The sequence below is a fragment of the Photorhabdus sp. RM322S genome (genome assembly GCF_042879395.1).
GTDB lineage: Bacteria > Pseudomonadota > Gammaproteobacteria > Enterobacterales > Enterobacteriaceae > Photorhabdus > Photorhabdus khanii.
In genome coordinates this window covers 1-20,370 of record NZ_JBHFKW010000050.1, presented here as the reverse complement: position 1 = coordinate 20,370, position 20,370 = coordinate 1, and the positions used below count along the sequence as shown (strand labels likewise).

Genomic DNA, 20,370 nt, shown 5'->3' with positions numbered 1-20,370 from the left:
TTGTCACGTATTCAAATGAGAATACGTGACTATTTTTTAATAAGGCCAAAGATGCTGGATCAAAAGCTGCACATTACGGTTGCCCCGGAATTCATTAACGTCCAGTTTATAGGCAAGTTCCACTTCACGGACGCTGTTATCCGGCCAACGGGCAGGATCGATATTGAATGCGATACCATCCAGCATCGGCCCGCCATTTAATGGTTCTACCATCACTTTTAAATGACGTTCTCCCACAATGCGTTGTTGTAGCAACCTGAATTTACCGTCAAAAACAGGCTCCGGGAAAGATTGCCCCCAAGGGCCGCCATCACGCAGCATTTCAGCAACGTCCAATGACAGTTCATTAATGGTCAACTCGCCATCACTCCAGATAACACCTTCAAGTTGCGAAATATCCAGCCAGTCCGACATCAGCGTGGAAAAATGATGCTGGAATTGTTCAAATTTATCCTGTTCAAGTGACAGGCCGGCAGCCATTGCATGACCACCAAATTTCAGTATCAGCCCCGGATTTAAAGTATCAAGTCGTTCAAGGGCATCACGCATATGCAGCCCCTGAACTGAACGGCCAGAACCTTTCAAAATACCATCACCTGCCGGTGCAAAGGCAATAACAGGCCGGTGAAAACGCTCTTTAATTCGGGAAGCCAAAATTCCCACCACCCCTTGATGCCATTCAGGATGATAGAGCGCCAGACCATAAGGCAATTCAGTGCGGGTACGTTCAAGTTTGTCGCAGATTTGCAGTGCTTCCTGCTGCATTCCCTGCTCTATTTCACGACGGGTATGGTTAAGGCTGTCCAGTTCGCAAGCTATCTGACGAGCCTTTGCCATATCGTCAGTGAGCAATAAAGCGACGCCAATGGACATGTCATCCAAACGACCGGCGGCATTCAACCTTGGCCCGAGAAAGAAGCCCAAATCGCTGGCGGCCAGCTTATAAGCATCACGTTTGGAAACTTCCAGTAATGCGCGGATCCCCGCACAGCAGCGCCCTGCGCGAATGCGGTTTAATCCCTGATAAACCAGAATCCGATTATTGGTATCCAAAGGGACAACATCAGCAACAGTGCCCAACGCAACCAGATCCAGCATTTCTGCCAGATTTGGCAGCGCAATTCCCTGTTTTTCAAACCATTGTTCTTTCCTCAGCGCAGCCCTTAGAGCAGACATCAGATAAAATGTGACGCCAACCCCTGCCAATGATTTAGACGGGAATAAACAATCGGACAAATTGGGGTTAATAATGGCATCAGCAGCGGGCAGAATTTCTCCCGGCAAGTGATGGTCAGTCACAATCACTTTCATATGGTGCTGATGTGCAGCCACAACGCCGTCATGGGAAGAGATACCGTTATCCACAGTAATAATCAGGTCAGCGCCTTTTTTGACAACCTCTTCTACCACCTGTGGACTTAAACCGTAACCATCTTCAAAACGATTTGGCACCAGATAATCAAGATTACGGTAGCCCATCGCCCGTAGCGAGCGGATCGCCAGTGCAGTACTGGTTGCACCGTCAGCGTCAAAGTCACCGACAATAACAATACGCCAGTGTTCATGAAGTGCAGTCAACAATAGCGTTACCGCCGGTTCCACACCACTCAAATGCTGGTAATTCAGTAATCCCTGAACACTGCGTTCCAATTCATTAGCTTGCTGGATGCCACGAATGGCATATAAACGGCGCAATAATGGATGAATCTGTTGTGGAAGATGACTATCATCCACCGCCGGGCGGCGGCGGAGTTGTGTTTCAATATTCACTAAACTTATTTACCACGCTGATCTAATGCTTTTGCCAGCGCTTCCGGCGGCATATATCCACCTAACAGGCTGCCATCTTTAAGGATAATTGCCGGCGTTCCCTGTACACCAAACTGGACTCCCAATTTGTAATGGTTAGCGATATCCACCTTACAATCCTTGATTGGCGAAACGCCCTCATTTTTGAACGCTGCATCCAGTGATTTTTGTGGTGTTGCACTGCACCAGATAGATTGCATATCTTTAGCGGACTGATGCTGCATCCCCTGACGCGGGAATGCCAGATAGCGAATAGTAATGCCAAGTTTATTGTACTCTTTCATCTCTTCATGCAATTTATGGCAGTAACCACAGGTAATATCAGTGAAAACAGTAACAACATGCTTCTCTTTTGGCGCTTTGTAAACAATCATTTGGTCTTTCATCGCCTCCAGCTTTTTCATCAACAATTGATTACTGACATTCACCGGAGTACTGCCACTGATATCGTAAATCGGCCCTTGCAATAAATATTTGCCGTCATCAGACAGATAAATGATACCTTGCTCGGTCACTACCGTATTCAAGCCAACAATCGGTGATGGCTGGATATTTTCTGCCTTGATCCCCAGCTTTTGCATCGCTCCACGAACCGCACCATCATCAGCAAGCGCATTTCCACTAAATAAGGCCAGCAAAAGAGGGAAACATAACACGCTTTTTTTCATTTTCAGTTCCTTTAAATCCATGCTCACCCACGCGGATGATGTTGTTGATGTAACAATCTAAGCCGCTCGGTTGCGACATGAGTATATATTTGTGTTGTGGATAAATCGCTATGCCCCAGCAACATCTGCACAACCCGTAAATCAGCACCATGATTAAGCAAATGCGTTGCAAATGCATGGCGCAAAACATGAGGTGATAACCGTGCAGTATCAATCCCAGCCAGTACGGCATAATGTTTAATGCGATGCCAGAAAGTCTGTCGGGTCATTTGCCGCCCCCGGTTGCTGGGAAAAAGCACATCCAGCGTTGCACCATTGAGCAACCCGGCTCTCCCATACTCCAGATAATTCTCCAGCCAGTAAACGGCCTCTTCTCCTAAAGGTACCAGTCGTTCTTTATTTCCTTTACCAATGACTCTCACCACGCCTTGACGCAAACTGATATCAGACAGTGTCAACCCCACCAACTCAGATACCCGCAAACCACAGGCATAAAGCACTTCAAGCATCGCCTTATCCCTTAGCTCCACAGGCTGATCTGTGCAAGGTGCATTAAGCAAATCTTCTACTTGCTTTTCACTTAAATCTTTCGGCAACCGCTTCGGTAATTTCGGTGCAGATAAAAGTGCTGTCGGATCATCTTCGCGCATTTTTTCCCGATAAAAATAGAGAAACAACTGACGCATGGCGCTCAATAAACGTGCCGAGCTACTGGCTTTATACCCTCCATCCACCCGTTCTGCCAGAAAAGACTGCAAATCAATCGCCTGGACAGATAATAAATCATGACCATAATGTATCAACCAATTATCCAGCGCCTGTAAATCCAACCGGTAAGAAACAAGGGTATTTTCGGCAAGATCATGTTCCAGCCAAATAGCATCAAGAAACTGTTCTATCAGTGGATTTGTCAACTGAGTTTGTTGTTTTGACACGAAACGCTTTCCTTAAATCTGCACATCTTCTGCCGGCTATTATGCCTGAAAAAGCAATTATTCTGTTACAATGCCACCCAGATATTCAAAAACCATAATGATTAATAATGAAAATTGGTCTTTTTTACGGCTCCAGCACCTGCTACACCGAAATGGTAGCAGAGAAAATCCGCGATATCCTCGGCGAAGATTTGGTTGATCTCCACGACATCAAAGAGACAACACCTGAATTAATGGAAGCGTATTCGGTACTGATTCTTGGCATCCCAACATGGGATTTTGGTGAATTGCAGGAAGATTGGCTGGCTATTTGGGATCAACTTCCTGCCCTTAATTTACAGGGAAAAATTGTTGCCATGTATGGTATGGGTGATCAAATTGATTACGGCGAATGGTTCCTTGATGCTCTCGGTATGCTATATCACCATTTACTCCCTTCAGGTGTGCATTTCATTGGTTTCTGGCCGACAGAAGGTTATGAGTTTACCAGCCCGAAGCCATTAACTGATAATAACTCACAGTTTGTCGGGCTGGCTCTGGATGACGTCAATCAATTTGAGCAAACTGATGATCGTTTATCGCAATGGTGTATGCAAATCCTGCAAGAAATGGAACCCTTACTTTAATCAGGGTAATTTCAGCTCAATCAGATATCAGGATATTGCAATAATAATTGGTTGATATTCCTCCACTCATCCTGTGGCACGCCATCGGACGCTATCCATAAACGGATTTTTTTCCGGTTATAAAAAGATTGCGCTGTGATCAGCACACCATAGCGGCATATCCACGGCTGCCGGATAATTTGCCACTCATGTTTTTTCCATTGCAACTTATTATTATTGAGCAGAACCAAAGGCCCTTGTAATTTACGGATATTTTTCTGGCTACGCCCCCAACTGGCAATAACCAACAGTACCAGAGGAAGCCAGAAAATAGAGTCATCCGCCGGCCACGGAGCCAACAATACGATGAGCGCGATCACACCATGGACGCAGGTGGAGATAAGCTGGGTATGCCAGGATACCCTGAGATCACATTTCCACAGGACCACGAGCTTTATTTCTATTCTGAATAAGTTTAATCATGCGGAATAGCGCTTCATCTTCCGGACGTCCATGATTCATCAACCAGTTGAACAGATCAGGATCAGCACATTCAAGTAAGCGAATAAAAAGTTGTTTATCATCAATACTCAGTGAGTCATATTCATGCTTAAAAAACGGCATAATTGAAATATCCAACTCACGCATTCCACGCCGACATGCCCAATGTATACGTGCTTTATTATCAATATCCATGTTCAAAAAATCCCCTTTTTAATTCTTATTGTTTATCTTAAAATCATTAGCCATTAAATCGCCCGGCAAACTCATGCATCATGCCAGCTAATAGCAATAATAACTACTTGCATTGTGCTTTAGCTCTTTTACCATTATGCATCATTGGCTTAAATATCTGACTGGCAGGATGTGTCATGACTTATAAAACTCCGTTTTCTTCACAATCTCCATTGTCTTCATCAACTCTTCCCCTGACTTTAATCTCTCTGAATGACTGGGGCCTGGTAACAGCAACCGGACCGGATGCAGAAAAATATCTGCAAGGTCAGGTAACAGCAGATATTTCTGCTCTTGCCGCGAATCAACATGTGCTCAGTGCACATTGTGACTCAAAAGGCAAAATGTGGAGCAATCTGCGTCTCTTTCATCGTGGTGCAGGCCTTGCTTATATTGAGCGCCGCAGTGTGCTGGAAAACCAGCTTACAGAGCTGAAAAAATATGCGGTATTTTCCAAAATCACCTTTCTTCAGGATGAAAATGCGGTATTGCTGGGTGTTGCAGGTAAAGGCTGCCGTGAAGCACTAAGCAATATCTTCCCAACGTTGCCGGATGCGGATAATGCTGTGGTTGAACATGACACCACTACTTTGCTCCATTTTGCCCTACCGTCTGAACGTTTCCTGTTGGTTACAAACCCGGCAACCGCTGAACTGTTAACAGAAAAACTTCCGGCCCAGTTTAATAACAGCGAACAATGGCTGGCACTGGATATTGAAGCAGGTTTCCCGGTCATTGATGCCGCCAACAGCGCGCAGTTTATTCCACAGGCAACTAACCTCCAGGCACTCGCGGGGGGTATCTGTTTTAAAAAAGGGTGTTATACCGGTCAGGAAATGGTGGCCCGTGCTAAATATCGCGGCGCAAATAAACGAGCAATGTACTGGCTGGCCGGTAGTGCTGCCAAAATGCCTGCTGCCGGTGATGATCTGGAATGGCAATTGGGAGATAAATGGCGGAGAACCGGTACCGTTTTAGCTGCTGTTAAATTGAATGACAATAGTATTTGGGTACAGGTCGTCATGAATAATGATATGGAAAGTAGTAGCGTGTTCCGGGTCCGTGACGATGAAGAACATTCACTGACCATTCAGCCTCTGCCTTATTCCCTTGTTGAAGAAAAATAATTTATGAGGTTTATATGTCGTTAGCAGTAGCTGCCGTTGATTTTGGCCCTTTTACGGATGTAATCGGTTTTTTGATGGAACTGGATAAACTGAAAAAAATTCAGCGGCGCACTAAATTATTGGATAACCACCGGCAGGAAAATTCAGCAGAGCATAGCTGGCATTTTGCTATCGCTGCGATGAGTTTTGCGCCGTATGTGAAAGAAGTCGATATTCAGCGGGTTATTCAGATGGCATTGATTCACGATATCGTTGAAATCGATGCCGGTGATGTGATGGTTTATGATTTAGCTGCCCGTGAAGCCATTCATGATCAGGAAGTTAAAGCCGCTAACCGTCTTTTTGGCTTACTACCTGAAACTCAAAAAAATCACTTTCTGTCACTTTGGCAGGAATACGAAGCAGGGGAAAGTCAAGATGCCCGTTTTGCTAAAATGCTAGACAGACTAATGCCAGTTCTGATGAATCTGCATAATAAAGGCCAGAGCTGGGTGGAAAATGGTATTCGTCTTGAGCAAGTGATTAACCGCAATCAATTTATTGCCGATGTCTATCCTGAATTGTGGCAATATCTGCTGCCACAATTAGAATCTGCTCAAAAGAAAGGCTGGTTGAAGTAACTTTTTCCCAACAATTTCATACTACAAATTCAGGGCGCCATATAAAGAGTATGGCGCACAAAATTAGTTTCAGTTATTTTATCAGCAACATTGGACAAATCGATGGACGTCTTATTAAACCAAGCTCAGGTCAAATATATTCTCAACCCGCCATTGACTTAACTTGCAGTCGATACGCAATCAATGATGCAAGTTCCGACAACGGTTTATCACTTAACAACAACTCCAAAGGGATATCCAGACGTAGTTGTTTATTAATTTTTTGGACCAACATCAAACCATTCAATGAATCAATACCGTTGTCGGTCAGTAGTTGATCAGGCTGAAAGACCTCAGCTGGCGTACCAACAATCTCGCTACAGAAAGCCTGTAGCAGACTGACAATATCATCCAGATTATTTACCTCAAACAGGGTGTCTGCGGGCAAAGCCTGCATCAAACTTTCCTGCTGAATATCACGCAATAGTGCCAGATGACGCATCGGCCCGGAGAGTAAATTTGACCAATCAGCCAAGAACGGCACCAGTTGCGGCTCAATCCGAGCAAACAAGCGATCTAAAATAGCTAATCCTTCCTCTGAACCGAATGGCTGTAAGCCACTGTTTTCCAATACGGTGAGAGTACGACTATCCCGCAAAGCGATCCCCGCTGCCCACGGTCCCCAGTTAAGACTTAACGCAGGTAAACCTTGCTGACGCCGTAAGCAGGCCAGACTATCCAACATGGCATTCGCTGCTGCATAAGATGCCATGCCAGGCAAAGCCAATAATGCACCCAACGAAGAAAACATAACAAAATGCTCTAAAGGTGCATCAGCCAACGCTTGATGCAATGTCCAGGCGGCTAATGCTTTAGCGGCAAATACGCTATCAAACGCCTGGGGACTCAGTTCACGATACCCCTGATCTTCAACATACGCAGCACAATGAATCACCCCACGCAGCGGTTGGCTGGCCTGTTGTCGATACTGAGCCAAACAAATGTTGGTCATCTCCACATCACCGAGATCAATCGACAAATAATTAGCTTCAATCCCCTGCTGGTGCAGCATTTCCAGTAACTTCTGATCCTCTGCATTAAGAGTATGACGACGCCCAACCAATAGCAGATAACGAGCACCATGCTGTACCATCCAGGGAATCAATTGACGCCCCATATCACCAAAGGCACCCGTCAGTAAATAGCAGCCATCTGGCCGAAAACGCACTGGCGGCAATGCAGGTATTTCTGGCAATGGCACAAGGCGCAGCACATAACGTTGATCATGGCGCAGAGCCAATTGATCCTCTCCATCATCGGTCAATAGCGCATCCCACCATTTGGCTGGAGCAGTGGTACTGTCAATATCTAATAATCCACCCCACAATGCGGTTGCTTCCTGTTGACCAATAACTCGCATCATTCCCCATAATGCCGCCGCAAACGGATCAGGTAGATCCTGCTCAGTGACTTGATGAGCAGATTGCGTCGCTACCCATAAACGCGGTTTCACCGAGCGCTCAGCTAGTGCTGTACACAAATGAATTAAAGCATGATAAGCCATCTGCGGAGCCTGTAATGGCCAAAGGATCAATATTCTTTCAGTCTCAGTGGGAAGCGCATCAACTAACTCCTGAACTTTCTGATAACTATCAGGCAAACCAGAATGTAACGAAGCATCCCCACCACGGCGTTGCAACTCATCAGCCAATTCTTCTACCAGAACATGTTCACCACCCAAGATAGCCCATTGCGTTACAGGCTCTGTTGATAACTGAGAAGGGAGTTTACGCCACTGGGGTTGGCCGACGACCAGATTGTGAAGTCTGGAGGACAAACTGTTTTTTCTATTACTGACAAGCTGAACGCAAAACCCGCTGATCTGACAAAGCAATATACCGCTGTCAGTATAAACATCGATATCACCAAACCACTGTTGTTGCGTCTGCTTAGTGTTTCGAGCATGGGCATGAACCCGACCTGACAATCTACCATTGATACGCAAATGCTGAATACTTACCGGGATACGGAAATCGCCGGCAGGAATTGGCGCGTGAATATCAACAGACTGAATCGCTAGCAATGATTGGAAGATGCCATCCAAGGCCGCAGGGTGAAAACCCATTCCCTCTGGTGCAAGCGGCAATTCAATTTCACAGATTGTTTCTTCTTCACCGACAAACGCATGGCGCAGAGTACGAAAAACACCACTATAGCTGAAATGCAGATGTTGGAATGCCTGATACAACATCTCTTGGTTCCACCTACAAGGATAGCGATCATTGACAGCTAGCGGCGGAAGAGTACCCGCCGTAGCGCCCGGTACGACTATGCTCACCTGCGCACTCGCTGCCAGTTGATAATGCACATGCTCCTCTAGATTCCGAGCAATATGCACCTGTATTTCCATGCGCTGGCGATCTAACTGTGTCTTTAACCTGAACTCCATGCCTGATTCCAGCAATAAAGCGGATTGCAGTGCAATATTGTTAAGAGCCAGTCCAACACCAGGAAAACAAATACGCGCCGCCGCCAGCATGACTTCGATATAACCCGCAGCCGGGAACATGGCATTCGCCATGACCACATGATCGAGTAACCAAGGTACTTGTTCCACGATCAATTCAGCTTGCCAACTCTCGCTGCCTGGCTGGGCTTCGCCCAATAATACACCGCTCAATGTACGCAACCGACGACGACGGCTAATCTCTGGCTCATGCCAATAAGATTGCTGATGCCAAGGGTAGGTTGGTAGATCGATTGGGCGCGCTGTCGGCATCAGAGCTCGCCAGTCAGGTTCAATGTCGGCTTCAAACAGTTGCCCTAATAATTGTGGCCAATTCTGCCCCGAACGACAGGCAAACACTTGCCCACGATAGGGTTTACTCCAATTTTGCAATCCACTACTAAGCAAGGATTGAGGAGAAATTTCAAGAAAATGGTGGAAACCTGCTTTGAGCATATTTTCTACCGCATCATCAAAACGGAATGGCGTGACCACATTGTCAGCCCAATGCTCAGGATTCAACTTACCCTGAATCAACTCCCCTGTGACTGATGAAAACACCGGCAACAAGGGTTCTGCTGCGGGAACGGTTGCCGCATCCGCAGTCAACCCAGCCCTGATTGACTCCAAGTAGTAAGAATGAGAAGCAATTCTATAATTGAGCCGACTACTGGCGATACGCTGATGCTTTAAGCGATCAGAAACAGCAGCTAATTCGCTTACAGGCCCAGACAACAAGCAACGATCGATACTATTACGTCCAGCTATCACCACAGCAGGTTCGGCTCCCGGGGCAGACAAATGAGGCAATATCTGCTCCACCGTCGCGGCCACGATCAATAATCCGCCGCCTTTATTCAGCACACGTTGCAGATAATGATAACGCTGGTGTAAAAGTGTCAGCGCTTGCGTTAGATCATAAATGCCCGCCAGATAACACGCCGCCATTTCACCGGAACTATGACCAAGTAACGCCGCCGGTCTGAACCCCCATTTCTGCAACTGCACAGCCATTGATACCTGAACAGCAAACTGCATCGGCGGCTCTATCAATTCATCGGCAGAGATCAATGCCGCATATAAGGAAGGTGCAGAAAACCCAGTCCAAATGGCTTCGCAACGGTTAAATTGCTCAGTAAACTCGGGAAATTGCTGAAACCAAGCTACAGAATCTTTCCAAACTTGACTGCCAATGCCTGCAAATATCCAAGCTAAGCGATCCACTTTTTTACTGTTGGACTGCGGCGGTACATTCAGATTAGTTAACTGTTGTTGCAATTGTTTTCGATTACTAAAGGCGATTCCTTTACGCAACGGAAAGCCGTGACGAGTAGTCGCCAAGCTATAGCACAGATCATCAAGGGCAATATCTGGCTTTTGTTGTAGCAAATCGGCAATCTGCTGTGCCTGCTGTTTCAGGGAAAACTCAGACTGTGCAGACAGTGGCAACATGAAAGCCAGCCCTTCCGTTTCCCGAAGTTTTACGGGAGGAGCCACATAATTGCTCAATACCACATGGACATTCGTCCCACCAAAACCAAAAGAATTCACTCCAGCAATGACTCTGCCTGCAGGCAACGGCGCTAACTGCCGGGGGACTTGCAAGCCTAATTCCGCAAAAGGGATATGGGGATTAGGCGGATCTGCATGTAAATTGCCCGGCACTTTCCCTCGTTGTAAACACAATACCGCTTTAATTAATCCGGCAATACCTGCCGCCGCTTCTGTATGACCAATCACGGATTTACACGCGCCGATCAGCAATGGGCGATCTGTCGGTTCTGGACGGCATACCCGCCCCAGTGCTTTTGCTTCTATCGGATCACCTACCGCCGTTCCAGTACCATGAGCCTCAATATAATCAATCTCTTCCGGAGCAATCCCCGCCTGAATACAAGCTGCACGGATCACCTGTTGCTGTGCGGCACTGCTCGGCTGAGTAATGGTAGAAGTACGGCCATCCTGATTTGCCGCTGAACCGTGGATCACTGCTAATACGGGATCGCCATCCTGCAAAGCCGCACTTAGAGGTTTCAGCAAAACCACGCCCACCCCTTCACTACGCACATAGCCATCTGAGTTAGCTGAAAAACTGTGACAGCGATTAGAGAGCGATAAAAATCCGGTGCGACTTTCCATCACCGAGAAATCGGGCATCAACATCAACTGACTTCCCCCCACCAACGCCAGTTTCGATTCCCCTCGACGCAGACTGTCACAGGCCAGATGTACTGCCAGCAGAGAAGATGAACAAGCGCTGTCAACAGTCAGGGATGGCCCTTGAAAATCGAACACATGGGAAATACGGTTTGACAGCATAGTTCCCATCGAGCCAGTTGAAGTATAACCCGTTGCCTGACGCAAATCGGTGAATTGCAAGTGCATATAATCATGAGTGAAAGCACCGATATAGACACCAACCGCCTGACCTGCCAACGATTTTGGTGGAATTCTTGCTCGTTCCAGCGCTTCCCATGTCACCTGTAACATCAAGCGATGCTGCGGATCGATAAAAGGCGCTTCTGTACTACTAATATCAAATACCGCCGCATCAAAGCCAACCACATCAGCGATAAATCCCCCTTCTCTCACCACCATTCGTCCTGGTAGATTGCGATCCCGAGAATAATAAGCCTGATTTGACCAACGTTCGGGGGGTACTGGGGTAATCGCGTCATCTGAGCCGCACAACAGATGCCAAAATTCCTCTGGGGAGCTAACGCCCCCCGGAAAACGGCAACCCATACCGATAATGGCAATCGGCATATTATTATTATTTTTCATCATATCGATATCCATAGTGATATTTCTTACTCCGATTAGTTATACCCGTTATCTTTCAAGTTGCCTCTTTGTTGGCTGCACTCGCTCACCCCGGTCACATAGTTCGCTATGCTCCCGGGGATTCGCTCCCTTGCCGTCTCGAGGCATCTTGAAATCTATAGGGTATATTTGCCAAATTATTGTGCTTATTCATTGATGCCAAGTCGTCATGTTGGGAATATATTTCGGTGAACGAGGCAGTAAGCCAGGTGTCACCAATAATTCATTGCTGATCCCCGTATTCAGTCATTAATTTGCAATCATTAACGCTGATATTATTCAAATCAGCGTTGAACAGTGTCACACCATATAGATCAACATTGGGCAAATTGGCGGCTATTATTGCCATATCATCCAAGTTTTCTTTGGCAAAATAATTTAAAAATCGTTCAGACCAGCCTAATTATCACTGGATTTCTGTACAACACTGTTAACAAATATCTTGCCAGATATACCTACATTTCCGGGTTCTCCATCAGCACCATTTTCACCAGGTACTCCTGGGTTGCCGTAGCTACCGAATCCTCTATTATTAACGTAACCTCCCCCACCTATTCCGTTTATCCCTCTCTTACCGCCTGTTCCTCCATTACCCCCATTACCTCTATATGACAGAGCATTAATTACTGGTTGTCCCCCAGTGAACTTAATGTATATGTTACCCCCATCTCCCCCATCCCCTCCTTTACCCCCATCCCCTCCATCTCCTCCATTACCGCCATCTCCTCCATACCCAGCACTACACTTTTTCGTTGCATCTCCCCCATTCCCACCATTTCCTCCATTCCCACCATTACCCCCATTCCCGCCATTACCCCCATTACCCCCTATCGATGCCGCATTTACGACTCCTGTAAGAAATTGAACGCCAATAGTGACGTCATTTGCACCTCCTGCCCCTTTGCCATCCATCCCTCGTGCTCCCGAAGAACCGCCAGTTGCATCAGTACCTGCTGTGGCTTTAGTCGCGCAGCTGCTTTTACCATCTGTGCCAGCATCACCATTGCTGCCATTAACCCCATTACTTCCCGGTGCACCATCAAAACCATCAGCGCCACCAACGCCTCTACTGATAATGCCCTGCTTGTGATCACTTCCATTGCCTACAACAGTGTTAGCTTCGATCTTACCGTTAGTGCGGTAAATAATTTGACCTCCCGGTTCAATGATTATCTGGTCATATACCAAGACGACCGGTTCGCCATAGTCATCTTGATCTTCAACAATCAATGGAACATCTGCGGTAACAGTGATTCTTTCACCACTGTATAACGCAATCTTCATCGGGAAACGCTTAGCATTAAGAATTTCTTCATAATCTTTGACTAAAGCAGAATCACCATAAATATAAGCACGAAAAGCTTTGCACAAATCAATATGATTACCCGTGACATTTGCCAGTCGTTCAGCAGAAAACGGTTCAGGTAACGGATGATGGGGTTCCATCTTGCCAGGACCATACTCACTGTCAGGTATACCCCCAAGTTTTTTCAACTCTTGTATAGTTTGTACTGTAAAAAATGCAGGGGGCACAGTAGCCGTTTTCGGATCGTTAGAAAATACTACCGACCCGTCAAAATCCGAGGTCTTAAGTTGCTTTGGCTGTTGTTCTAACCCGATCAGATGATGATATTTATGTAATATTGCTAAAGTTTCAGTAAAAGTTCTCATTTTATTCATGGGAATTCTCCTAAGTTTGAATATAAGTTTGTACGTTTAAGATAACGATAGCTTCATATGTCAATTGTCCATCAGGACAAACATCCGTTCAGCAATAGGTAAAGATCGACTTTCTCCGGAAATACCCAGAATTAATTAGGTAAATATTTATCCCTTTTACAGAAAGAAATTGGATAAAATATTTAAATGATTTCTGCACCACTAGCGATCAGATTTCCGTTCATGACCATTGATATATATCTTGCCAGTGATACCATCATCGCCAAATTCGCCTCTAAGACCATCTATACCATAGTCTCCTTGATAACGATTTATACCGCCGAATTTACTACTCTCTCCAGGTTGCCCGCCTATTCCACCCCACCCGCCTTTACCGCCTTCCCCGCCAAGACCATTAAGTGACATAACCTGAAGTACTGGATCACCGTCAGAGAAATTAATATAGATGTTACCACTGTCCCCACCTCTTCCCCCATTACCGCCATTCCCGCCATTTCCTCCATTACCCCCATTTCCCGCCGCCTCAGGAGAACACTTCGCGGTTCCATTCCCTCCATCACCCCCTTTACCTCCCCACCCCCCCATGCCACCACGTCCACCGTTACCCCCATTCCCCCCTAACGCTGACGCCCCTATTTCCCCAGTAACATGTTGAACATTAACAGTTAGGTCAGTTGCATTTCCAGCCGCTGCGCCATCTCCGCCTAATGCTCCGATAGAACCACTGGTTCCATCAGTACCTGGTGTGGAGCTAAATAAACAGCCGTTTTTACTATCTGTACCAGCATGACCATCGCTGCCATCAGCACCACTATTTCCTGGTGCACCATCAACACCATTGACACCATTACTGCCTTTACTGACAATGCCCTCATCTTTAGCGCTTCCATTCCCTACAATAGTGTTAGCTTCGATCCGACCATTAGTGCGGTAAATAATTCGACCTCCCGGTTCAATGATTATCTGGTCATACACCAAGACAACCGGTTCGCCATAGTCATCTTTATCTTCAACAATCAATGGATTATCGGAGGTGATAGTGATATTTTCTCCACTGTATAGCGCAACCTTCATCGGGAAGCGCTTAGCATTAAGAATTTCTTCATAATCTTTGACCAAAGCAGAATCACTATAGATATAAGCCCTAAAAGCTTTACACAAATCAATATGATTACCCGTGACATTTGCCAGTCGTTCAGCAGAAAACGGTTCAGGTAACGGATGGTGGGGTTCCATTCTGCCAGGACCATACTCACTGTCAGGTATACCTCCGAGTTCCTTCAGCTCTTGTATGGTTTGTACCGTAAAAAATGCAGGGGGCACAGTAGCCGTTTTCAAATCATTAGAAAATATTACCGCCCCGTCAAAACCCGAGGTCTTAAGTTGCTTTGGCTGCCGTTCCAGACCAAACGGATGATTATGTTGATGTAATACTGCCAAAGTTTCAGCAACAGTTCTTATTTTATCCATAGATATCCCTCAGAGTTTAAGTTTATACATTTATGATAACTTTATGTATTAGTTGTCAATTTGCCCAAATTCCAAAGTATCTACTGCTATCGCGACCGGTTGTGACACTAAATGGCTAATAGCCAGAATTTTGCCCTTGGCTAATCACCAGATTAACAATAGCGAAAACATCAATTTTTTCTGGCAAGAAGGTATAAGAATTTCAACATCGGGTATGCCAGAAAAATAATCCCTATGAGAATTAATTAGATAAGCATTTATTCACTTTACAGAAAGCGATTGAATACAACATTTAAATTACACAATTTAAAATATTAATGTAATTTCCCACTTTTTTCATTAATTAAAGAGAATATTTCTGTAATACATCACTCATTTTTAATGTGTGCTAATTAAAACTTTTGATTTTATATTTATCTCATCATGTATTATTGAATAATGAAATTATGAATAGGATTTAAATTAAGGATAGAAATAATTATTTTTCACAAGAAAAAGTTTTTTTACGAACAAAACTGATTAAAGCAGTTCCCGGGATATGAGGAGCCTATAATTTAAACTGTTATTGGAAGTTTTTATTTTAACCTCTGGCTTTAATCAGTATAAGATTTTAAAAGTTACTTTTACCCTTTTTTACGCCTGCTTTTTGTTAAGTTTAATCATCATGGGATATCGTATTTTACGTTTAACGAAACGTAATCATACCCGGTTTTTATCTTTACTGATTCTGTTTTACTGGCAATCCTGAGCGTTTTTTATAAATCAGCAGTAAATGGCCTGATGATATTTTAAAGATACCCATTGATGTTTTTTCAGATAATATTATTTTACGTGCTGATTTCTTTTCAACTCTCGGTTAATAGTTAACGGATTCTAAAAACAACAACCTGGAATGAAAAAAATAAGTGTACCACTATTATGAAAGCTTATTTAGAAGTTTGAACTCCATTTTGTCCTAGGTTGTGTCCCGCAATTCATTTGGACTGGCTGAAGGTGAAGAGAAAACGTCAATTCCGTTCATTTTTTGAACCATTAATCTACATTTTTGCTATCAATCACCGAGAAAACTGCATGGTTTTTCACTGTGCAGACAGTTGAGGGACACAGCCTAGCATAGGGCCTTGATCAGTTGGTACGTTTTTTTCTTTTACCCCGACCTTACTAATTCCTTTAGCAACTCCTGGAGCTGCTGAAATTCCCACTTGACCCATAATCCTCACGATTTCCTGGGCCGTCTCTTCTGAACCTCCGGTGATTTGGGCACGATGAAGTACTAAATTGCGGGATGCATCAATATTGGACATCGCACCCCGTAAATCTGCCCATTCCCGCACTTCTGACGGTGTGAGAGAATCCAGCCCCTTTTTCCTGAATTTCGCTCATCCGAGCACTGTAATCACCCTGTAATGCCCGCAGCTCTTTGGCAATGGCAACACATTGCTCTGCACCGGTACAGCTTGTTATTCGTGCCTGAACTTTATCGTATTCTTGGCGATACTTATCCCTGACAGTCGCACGACAACTGCTATCTCCCTGACAATTGACCAGTTCCTCACTCCTTGAGCGATTCTGGTCAACGCTTAAGTGATTGTTGTCAACACCAAATATCTACCAAGGATTATTCCTTAAGTATTTCTAAAAAGATCAATCGATTTCCAATTAATTTTAGGTAACTTAGACTTCAACAAAAACCATATAAAGAAGTTGACTGCATCATGGACATTACAAAAAATACACAATCCAGAGCGAATTCCTCTTTCTGAAAAATATGTAACCCAAAGACCGTCTTCCACATGCAAACAATAGCGTTCATCACAATCAGGTATCCCTAATGCAAAACTATTCATTGGAATATCGTATGTATTTAATATTTTTCTTATTTCTGTATATATGTCTTCAAAAGGTAATTTTTTGTTTATTTCCTTTTGTATTTCATAATTATCTAGCATATTAGATATATTCATTATTCAGCCTTTTTAATGTATTCATTCTTTATTAGATACTCAATGCTATATGGCAATTTATACTGAATTCCACCCCCCGGTTCACCAAAGGCCGGAGCTATGGTGCCTTTTTCAACTCCAGGTATTGGTTTTAATACTTCATATTTAACAGGTGGATAAGCGGCTGTTCCAGGAGCTAATGAACGCTCTGGATATGGAACTCCAGACGGTGACACAAAAGTACCTGTTTCAGATCCAAATCTATCAAGGATAGCCCCTTTGGGGAGTGTCGTTTGTGAAATACTTCCTGGCATAGCGCCATTATTTGGGGGCCAGTTCCAGTCCCCTTTTTCATTTCGATATTTACCATATTGAGACCATCCGGCAGCCTCTTCATCCACAGCAAGCGTATTCTTTTCTGCAACACGATTGGGAAGTTGTGGTGAAGGCTCTTTTGTAACGTATTTACTCAAAGACAGATATGCTTTCGCTGCCGCAAACTGTATCAGCTTCGCTTCACTGTTGGGGATCCCACCGGCAACAATTTCCGCCGCTTTCTGTGGTGTCATCTGCTCATTTGATAACACGACATCCAACGGAACGCCAAAGAAGTTACCCCACGCAATAATCAAACCTTTTGCCGGGTCCTGACCATCAGGGACTTGTCCTTTGAGGTAGTGCGTTAAGGCTGCGTTTATTTCTTCACCCCGACGCGACTTTTTAGACCAACAGTTCACTTTACCCAGATACGGTTAAAAAGCAGCAGTCTGTCCAATAAGTGTTCGTTTAACTTTACTGCCACCATTGTGATATTGGCAGAGTAAGCTAAAAAAACAGTCCCGATTTTTACAAATCGGGATGGATAAATATTTAGATGAGATTTTTTTCTACTTGCTCTACAAGAGCACGGAATTCTTTAAAATCGAAGTTCCATATTCCTCCATTCGGACAAGAAAAAATCTCTATTCTCATACCATGCTCAGGTTCATTTGAGATCTCTGCTACTTGATCTGTACCCCAAAAGATCTCGTAAACAACATTTTCTCGATCTGGCAAACTTGCTATTTGTGCTGTTAATTTATTTGTCATTTCGGCGGTTCCAAAAACCCTATAAGCCTACCTTGAGCATCATAACGTAATCCACGCCCATTAGAAGATATAACATCAGTAACTTGACCGTATCGTCCTGTATTGCTTTGAATCACCTTTTTGTTCGGGTCATTCAATATACTATCTACAATTTTTTAACCTTGCTCATTTATTGCAGATGGATTTCCTCTAGCCTCTGGAAAAGCACTACCTAGCCAACTGCCATGTTTTTGTAGAGCGCGACCAGCAAGTGTCAAATCGCCTTTTTTTAAGGCAGGATCTGTATATTTCGCTCATTTGACAATTCATCAATTGACCATTTGCCAATCAATATGATTGTTATTTCGGGCATTCTGCTCATCTTCTGGCTCATGCCCTCCCGGAGTTCCTGTGCCTGAACCACCAAGTTCGGCTTTCTCTGAATTTGTCAGATCCTTTGATATATTAGGTTGGTTTTCATCATCCACATAATTTGACGAACATACCCGCCCAAATGAACATTCTGTGGCTTTATCTATAGCCTTTCCCATCTCCTTCAACTTCTTGTCCAAAGCTGAGTATCGTCTGATTGGCTTCACTCACGGCTTCATCCGTGTTTGAACCTGCTATCGGTGGCGGTGGCATGGGTACAGCTAGCGCATTATTGTCCGTAACAACTTATTTAATTCTAGCTATATATATATAAATCAATATCTAATCCAGCCTTTAATTCATCAAGCTCTTTAATCATCGTTTTATCTAAATTTATTGCTGGCTTAACTCCTTCTTCTATTTTAATTACTATATTAAATTGATAATCAAGCTCATACTCATCAGCCAACTTTACTAAAACCTTTTTTTTGCCTTGTAGTAATGTGAGTATTTTTCCTAACTGTTCACCAACATCAAGAGACTCTTCATCACCCGTACTCAAAAGCCAGCAACTATCTATTCTAAAGCGTTTTTTTTCTGGTATAGGATCACCTTTCACCCAATATTTTGTTGGTTGAATAGCTAATTTTTCAGTTACATCCTCAGGATTTAATCTATCTCCAGAGATCAAAAAATACACGCACACAGTTGATTTAGTCATCTTTTATAACCTTATTTAATAAATTCACCTGCTGGGATACCTTCTCCAGTACCCCCTTTTCTGAAGACCCATAGTTCACCAGTTTCTTTATTCACATAAATATCATATTTCGATATATTTTTCTTACCAACAACATCAGATTTAAGCTCATGGGCATCAATTCCATTATTTTTTAAATACTTGTCATCAGCCATTTTGATATTTGATGGCTTATTTTCACTCTGCCCATTCTTATTCTGATTATCTTCAGGTGGCTGCTGATTTCCTGTACCTGTACCACCATATTCCCTCTTCTCTTCATTCGTTAGACTTTTACCAATATTCGGATTACTTTCATCATCTGTGGAGCTAGAAGAACATACCCGTCCAAATGAACACTCTGTAGCTTTATCTAGTGTTTCTCCTATCTCCTTGAGCTTCTTGTCCAAAGCTGAAGCTATCGTCTGATTTGCTTCGTTCACGGCCTCACCCGTGTTTGAACCCGCTATCGGTGGCGGTGGCATGGGTACAGCTAGAGCATTATTGTCAGTTGCATTCTTCCCAGTCTGCGCACCCGTAAGGGCACCCGCCGTGGAGTCTCCCGCAATCCCACCCGCCAGCCCGGCGGCCAGGGTAGAGAGGGTACTGATAGTTTGTTTCTGCTCTTCACTTAACTCACTGACCTTAACCTTATCTCCGTAAAGCTGCTTAATCAGGACCTGCGCCGCCAGCTCACCGGAAGCCGCGCCAGCTGCCCCTGCAAGGGCACTGCCACCACTGGCTTCAGCGGCAACGGCTCCCAAAATCGCATGGGCCAGTGTATTGGTCGCGATATCGACTTGATGGGTTTGCGGGTCAGTGGTCAGGTCTTTAATCACCCCGGCCAGATACGGTGAAGCCCCGCCTGCCAGCACCTGTTTCAAGTCACCCCCGGCCAGCCCCTGGAGAGCCGCTGTTGTCGCCTGTAACGCTTTCTGATATTTACCTCCCGTCCCGAAGCCGGATTCATTCAGCGCCTGAGTGTAAGCGGTGTCATAGAGTTGCTTTTTGATGTCATCCTCGGTCGGGTGGCGGTTGCCCGCTTTTACCAGCTTTTCTTTTGCCGCCGCTTTGTCTGATTCATGAATATTGGCGATTTTCTCCTTCGCCGCCTTCGTAGCGATTATCGCCCCTTCCGTACTGGCAATATCCCTTGCCTGCGCCCCGATTTCGCCTATCAGTTGCGCCTGTTTCAGCCGCTGCTGCTCTTTCTCTTTATCAAAGATAGGACTCAGGGCATTGCCAGCGTTATCAGTATCGCGGCTCAGGGTACGGATATCCTGCTGTTGAG

Annotated in this window: 18 protein-coding genes; 3 read left to right on the top strand and 15 right to left on the bottom strand. The window is 44.7% G+C overall.

The window, feature by feature from the left end; genetic code table 11:
* Positions 1 to 36: 36 nt before the first annotated feature.
* From recJ to xerD, 3 genes are read right to left on the bottom strand one after another with little or no spacing between them, the layout of a single operon-like run.
* The gene (gene recJ, locus ACGF63_RS20105) at positions 37 to 1,770 is read right to left on the bottom strand and encodes a single-stranded-DNA-specific exonuclease RecJ (RefSeq protein WP_162524112.1); all 1,734 of its coding nucleotides are present in this window, start codon (positions 1,768 to 1,770) and stop codon (positions 37 to 39) included.
* Between the two features lie 5 nt (positions 1,771 to 1,775).
* A complete protein-coding gene (gene dsbC, locus ACGF63_RS20100; RefSeq protein WP_152962415.1) occupies positions 1,776 to 2,477 on the bottom strand; it encodes a bifunctional protein-disulfide isomerase/oxidoreductase DsbC in 702 nt (233 codons plus the stop codon).
* Between the two features lie 23 nt (positions 2,478 to 2,500).
* On the bottom strand, positions 2,501 to 3,412 hold the full coding sequence (xerD, locus tag ACGF63_RS20095) for a site-specific tyrosine recombinase XerD (RefSeq protein ID WP_051477091.1): 912 nt from the start codon (positions 3,410 to 3,412) through the stop codon (positions 2,501 to 2,503).
* A 107-nt stretch (positions 3,413 to 3,519) separates the two neighbouring features.
* Here xerD and fldB point away from each other — a divergent pair, with 107 nt between their 5' ends.
* The gene (gene fldB / locus ACGF63_RS20090) at positions 3,520 to 4,038 is read left to right on the top strand and encodes a flavodoxin FldB (protein WP_036842902.1); all 519 of its coding nucleotides are present in this window, start codon (positions 3,520 to 3,522) and stop codon (positions 4,036 to 4,038) included.
* A 20-nt stretch (positions 4,039 to 4,058) separates the two neighbouring features.
* Here fldB and ACGF63_RS20085 read toward each other — a convergent pair whose 3' ends face one another.
* Both ACGF63_RS20085 and sdhE read right to left on the bottom strand, forming a co-directional pair.
* On the bottom strand, positions 4,059 to 4,466 hold the full coding sequence (locus ACGF63_RS20085; protein WP_387632829.1) for a protein YgfX: 408 nt from the start codon (positions 4,464 to 4,466) through the stop codon (positions 4,059 to 4,061).
* On the bottom strand, positions 4,447 to 4,713 hold the full coding sequence (sdhE, locus tag ACGF63_RS20080; RefSeq protein ID WP_036842897.1) for an FAD assembly factor SdhE: 267 nt from the start codon (positions 4,711 to 4,713) through the stop codon (positions 4,447 to 4,449). The genes ACGF63_RS20085 and sdhE overlap by 20 nt, the downstream gene beginning before the upstream one ends.
* A gap of 176 nt (positions 4,714 to 4,889) precedes the next feature.
* Between sdhE and ygfZ the strand changes: the two genes are divergently transcribed.
* Together ygfZ and ACGF63_RS20070 are read left to right on the top strand one after the other, a co-directional pair.
* Positions 4,890 to 5,879, top strand: coding sequence for a tRNA-modifying protein YgfZ (gene ygfZ, locus ACGF63_RS20075; protein ID WP_152962416.1), 990 nt, complete (start codon positions 4,890 to 4,892; stop codon positions 5,877 to 5,879).
* A gap of 14 nt (positions 5,880 to 5,893) precedes the next feature.
* Positions 5,894 to 6,499: an HD domain-containing protein gene (locus tag ACGF63_RS20070; protein WP_152962417.1), complete on the top strand. Its 606-nt coding sequence runs from the start codon at positions 5,894 to 5,896 to the stop codon at positions 6,497 to 6,499.
* Positions 6,500 to 6,641: 142 nt separating this feature from the next.
* Here ACGF63_RS20070 and ACGF63_RS20065 read toward each other — a convergent pair whose 3' ends face one another.
* The 10 genes from ACGF63_RS20065 to ACGF63_RS20020 form a co-directional block, all read right to left on the bottom strand.
* On the bottom strand, positions 6,642 to 11,771 hold the full coding sequence (locus ACGF63_RS20065; RefSeq protein ID WP_387632826.1) for an SDR family NAD(P)-dependent oxidoreductase: 5,130 nt from the start codon (positions 11,769 to 11,771) through the stop codon (positions 6,642 to 6,644).
* Between the two features lie 435 nt (positions 11,772 to 12,206).
* On the bottom strand, positions 12,207 to 13,487 hold the full coding sequence (locus ACGF63_RS20060; protein ID WP_387632825.1) for a hypothetical protein: 1,281 nt from the start codon (positions 13,485 to 13,487) through the stop codon (positions 12,207 to 12,209).
* Positions 13,488 to 13,688: 201 nt separating this feature from the next.
* Complete coding sequence (locus ACGF63_RS20055; protein WP_387632823.1) at positions 13,689 to 14,957, bottom strand: hypothetical protein; 1,269 nt, start codon at positions 14,955 to 14,957, stop codon at positions 13,689 to 13,691.
* A gap of 1,079 nt (positions 14,958 to 16,036) precedes the next feature.
* Positions 16,037 to 16,261: a hypothetical protein gene (locus tag ACGF63_RS20050; RefSeq protein ID WP_387632821.1), complete on the bottom strand. Its 225-nt coding sequence runs from the start codon at positions 16,259 to 16,261 to the stop codon at positions 16,037 to 16,039.
* Between the two features lie 321 nt (positions 16,262 to 16,582).
* Positions 16,583 to 16,921 (bottom strand): hypothetical protein, encoded by a 339-nt coding sequence (locus ACGF63_RS20045; RefSeq protein ID WP_387632820.1) that lies wholly within the window; start codon positions 16,919 to 16,921, stop codon positions 16,583 to 16,585.
* Positions 16,921 to 17,637, bottom strand: coding sequence for a TNT domain-containing protein (locus ACGF63_RS20040; RefSeq protein ID WP_387632818.1), 717 nt, complete (start codon positions 17,635 to 17,637; stop codon positions 16,921 to 16,923). The genes ACGF63_RS20045 and ACGF63_RS20040 overlap by 1 nt, the downstream gene beginning before the upstream one ends.
* Before the next feature lie 133 nt (positions 17,638 to 17,770).
* Positions 17,771 to 17,989 carry a hypothetical protein gene (locus ACGF63_RS20035; protein ID WP_387632816.1) on the bottom strand — a complete coding sequence of 73 codons (219 nt, stop codon included), beginning with the start codon at positions 17,987 to 17,989 and terminating at the stop codon, positions 17,771 to 17,773.
* Between the two features lie 308 nt (positions 17,990 to 18,297).
* Positions 18,298 to 18,519: a hypothetical protein gene (locus tag ACGF63_RS20030; RefSeq protein ID WP_387632814.1), complete on the bottom strand. Its 222-nt coding sequence runs from the start codon at positions 18,517 to 18,519 to the stop codon at positions 18,298 to 18,300.
* 137 nt (positions 18,520 to 18,656) lie between these two features.
* Positions 18,657 to 19,061, bottom strand: coding sequence for a DUF4279 domain-containing protein (locus tag ACGF63_RS20025; protein ID WP_387632812.1), 405 nt, complete (start codon positions 19,059 to 19,061; stop codon positions 18,657 to 18,659).
* An 11-nt stretch (positions 19,062 to 19,072) separates the two neighbouring features.
* On the bottom strand, positions 19,073 to 20,370 hold a 1,298-nt coding region (locus ACGF63_RS20020; RefSeq protein ID WP_387632810.1), incomplete at its 5' end, for a VENN motif pre-toxin domain-containing protein.

Coding starts and splice junctions, on each gene's coding strand:
- dsbC (WP_152962415.1), bottom strand. CDS start 2,477: ATGAAAAAAAGCGTGTTATGTTTCCCTCTTTTGCTGGCCTTATTTAGT.
- fldB (WP_036842902.1), top strand. CDS start 3,520: ATGAAAATTGGTCTTTTTTACGGCTCCAGCACCTGCTACACCGAAATG.
- sdhE (WP_036842897.1), bottom strand. CDS start 4,713: ATGGATATTGATAATAAAGCACGTATACATTGGGCATGTCGGCGTGGA.
- ygfZ (WP_152962416.1), top strand. CDS start 4,890: ATGACTTATAAAACTCCGTTTTCTTCACAATCTCCATTGTCTTCATCA.
- ACGF63_RS20070 (WP_152962417.1), top strand. CDS start 5,894: ATGTCGTTAGCAGTAGCTGCCGTTGATTTTGGCCCTTTTACGGATGTA.
- ACGF63_RS20065 (WP_387632826.1), bottom strand. CDS start 11,771: ATGATGAAAAATAATAATAATATGCCGATTGCCATTATCGGTATGGGT.
- ACGF63_RS20060 (WP_387632825.1), bottom strand. CDS start 13,487: ATGAATAAAATGAGAACTTTTACTGAAACTTTAGCAATATTACATAAA.
- ACGF63_RS20055 (WP_387632823.1), bottom strand. CDS start 14,957: ATGGATAAAATAAGAACTGTTGCTGAAACTTTGGCAGTATTACATCAA.
- ACGF63_RS20050 (WP_387632821.1), bottom strand. CDS start 16,261: ATGTCCAATATTGATGCATCCCGCAATTTAGTACTTCATCGTGCCCAA.
- ACGF63_RS20045 (WP_387632820.1), bottom strand. CDS start 16,921: ATGAATATATCTAATATGCTAGATAATTATGAAATACAAAAGGAAATA.
- ACGF63_RS20035 (WP_387632816.1), bottom strand. CDS start 17,989: ATGACAAATAAATTAACAGCACAAATAGCAAGTTTGCCAGATCGAGAA.
- ACGF63_RS20030 (WP_387632814.1), bottom strand. CDS start 18,519: ATGGGAAAGGCTATAGATAAAGCCACAGAATGTTCATTTGGGCGGGTA.
- ACGF63_RS20025 (WP_387632812.1), bottom strand. CDS start 19,061: ATGACTAAATCAACTGTGTGCGTGTATTTTTTGATCTCTGGAGATAGA.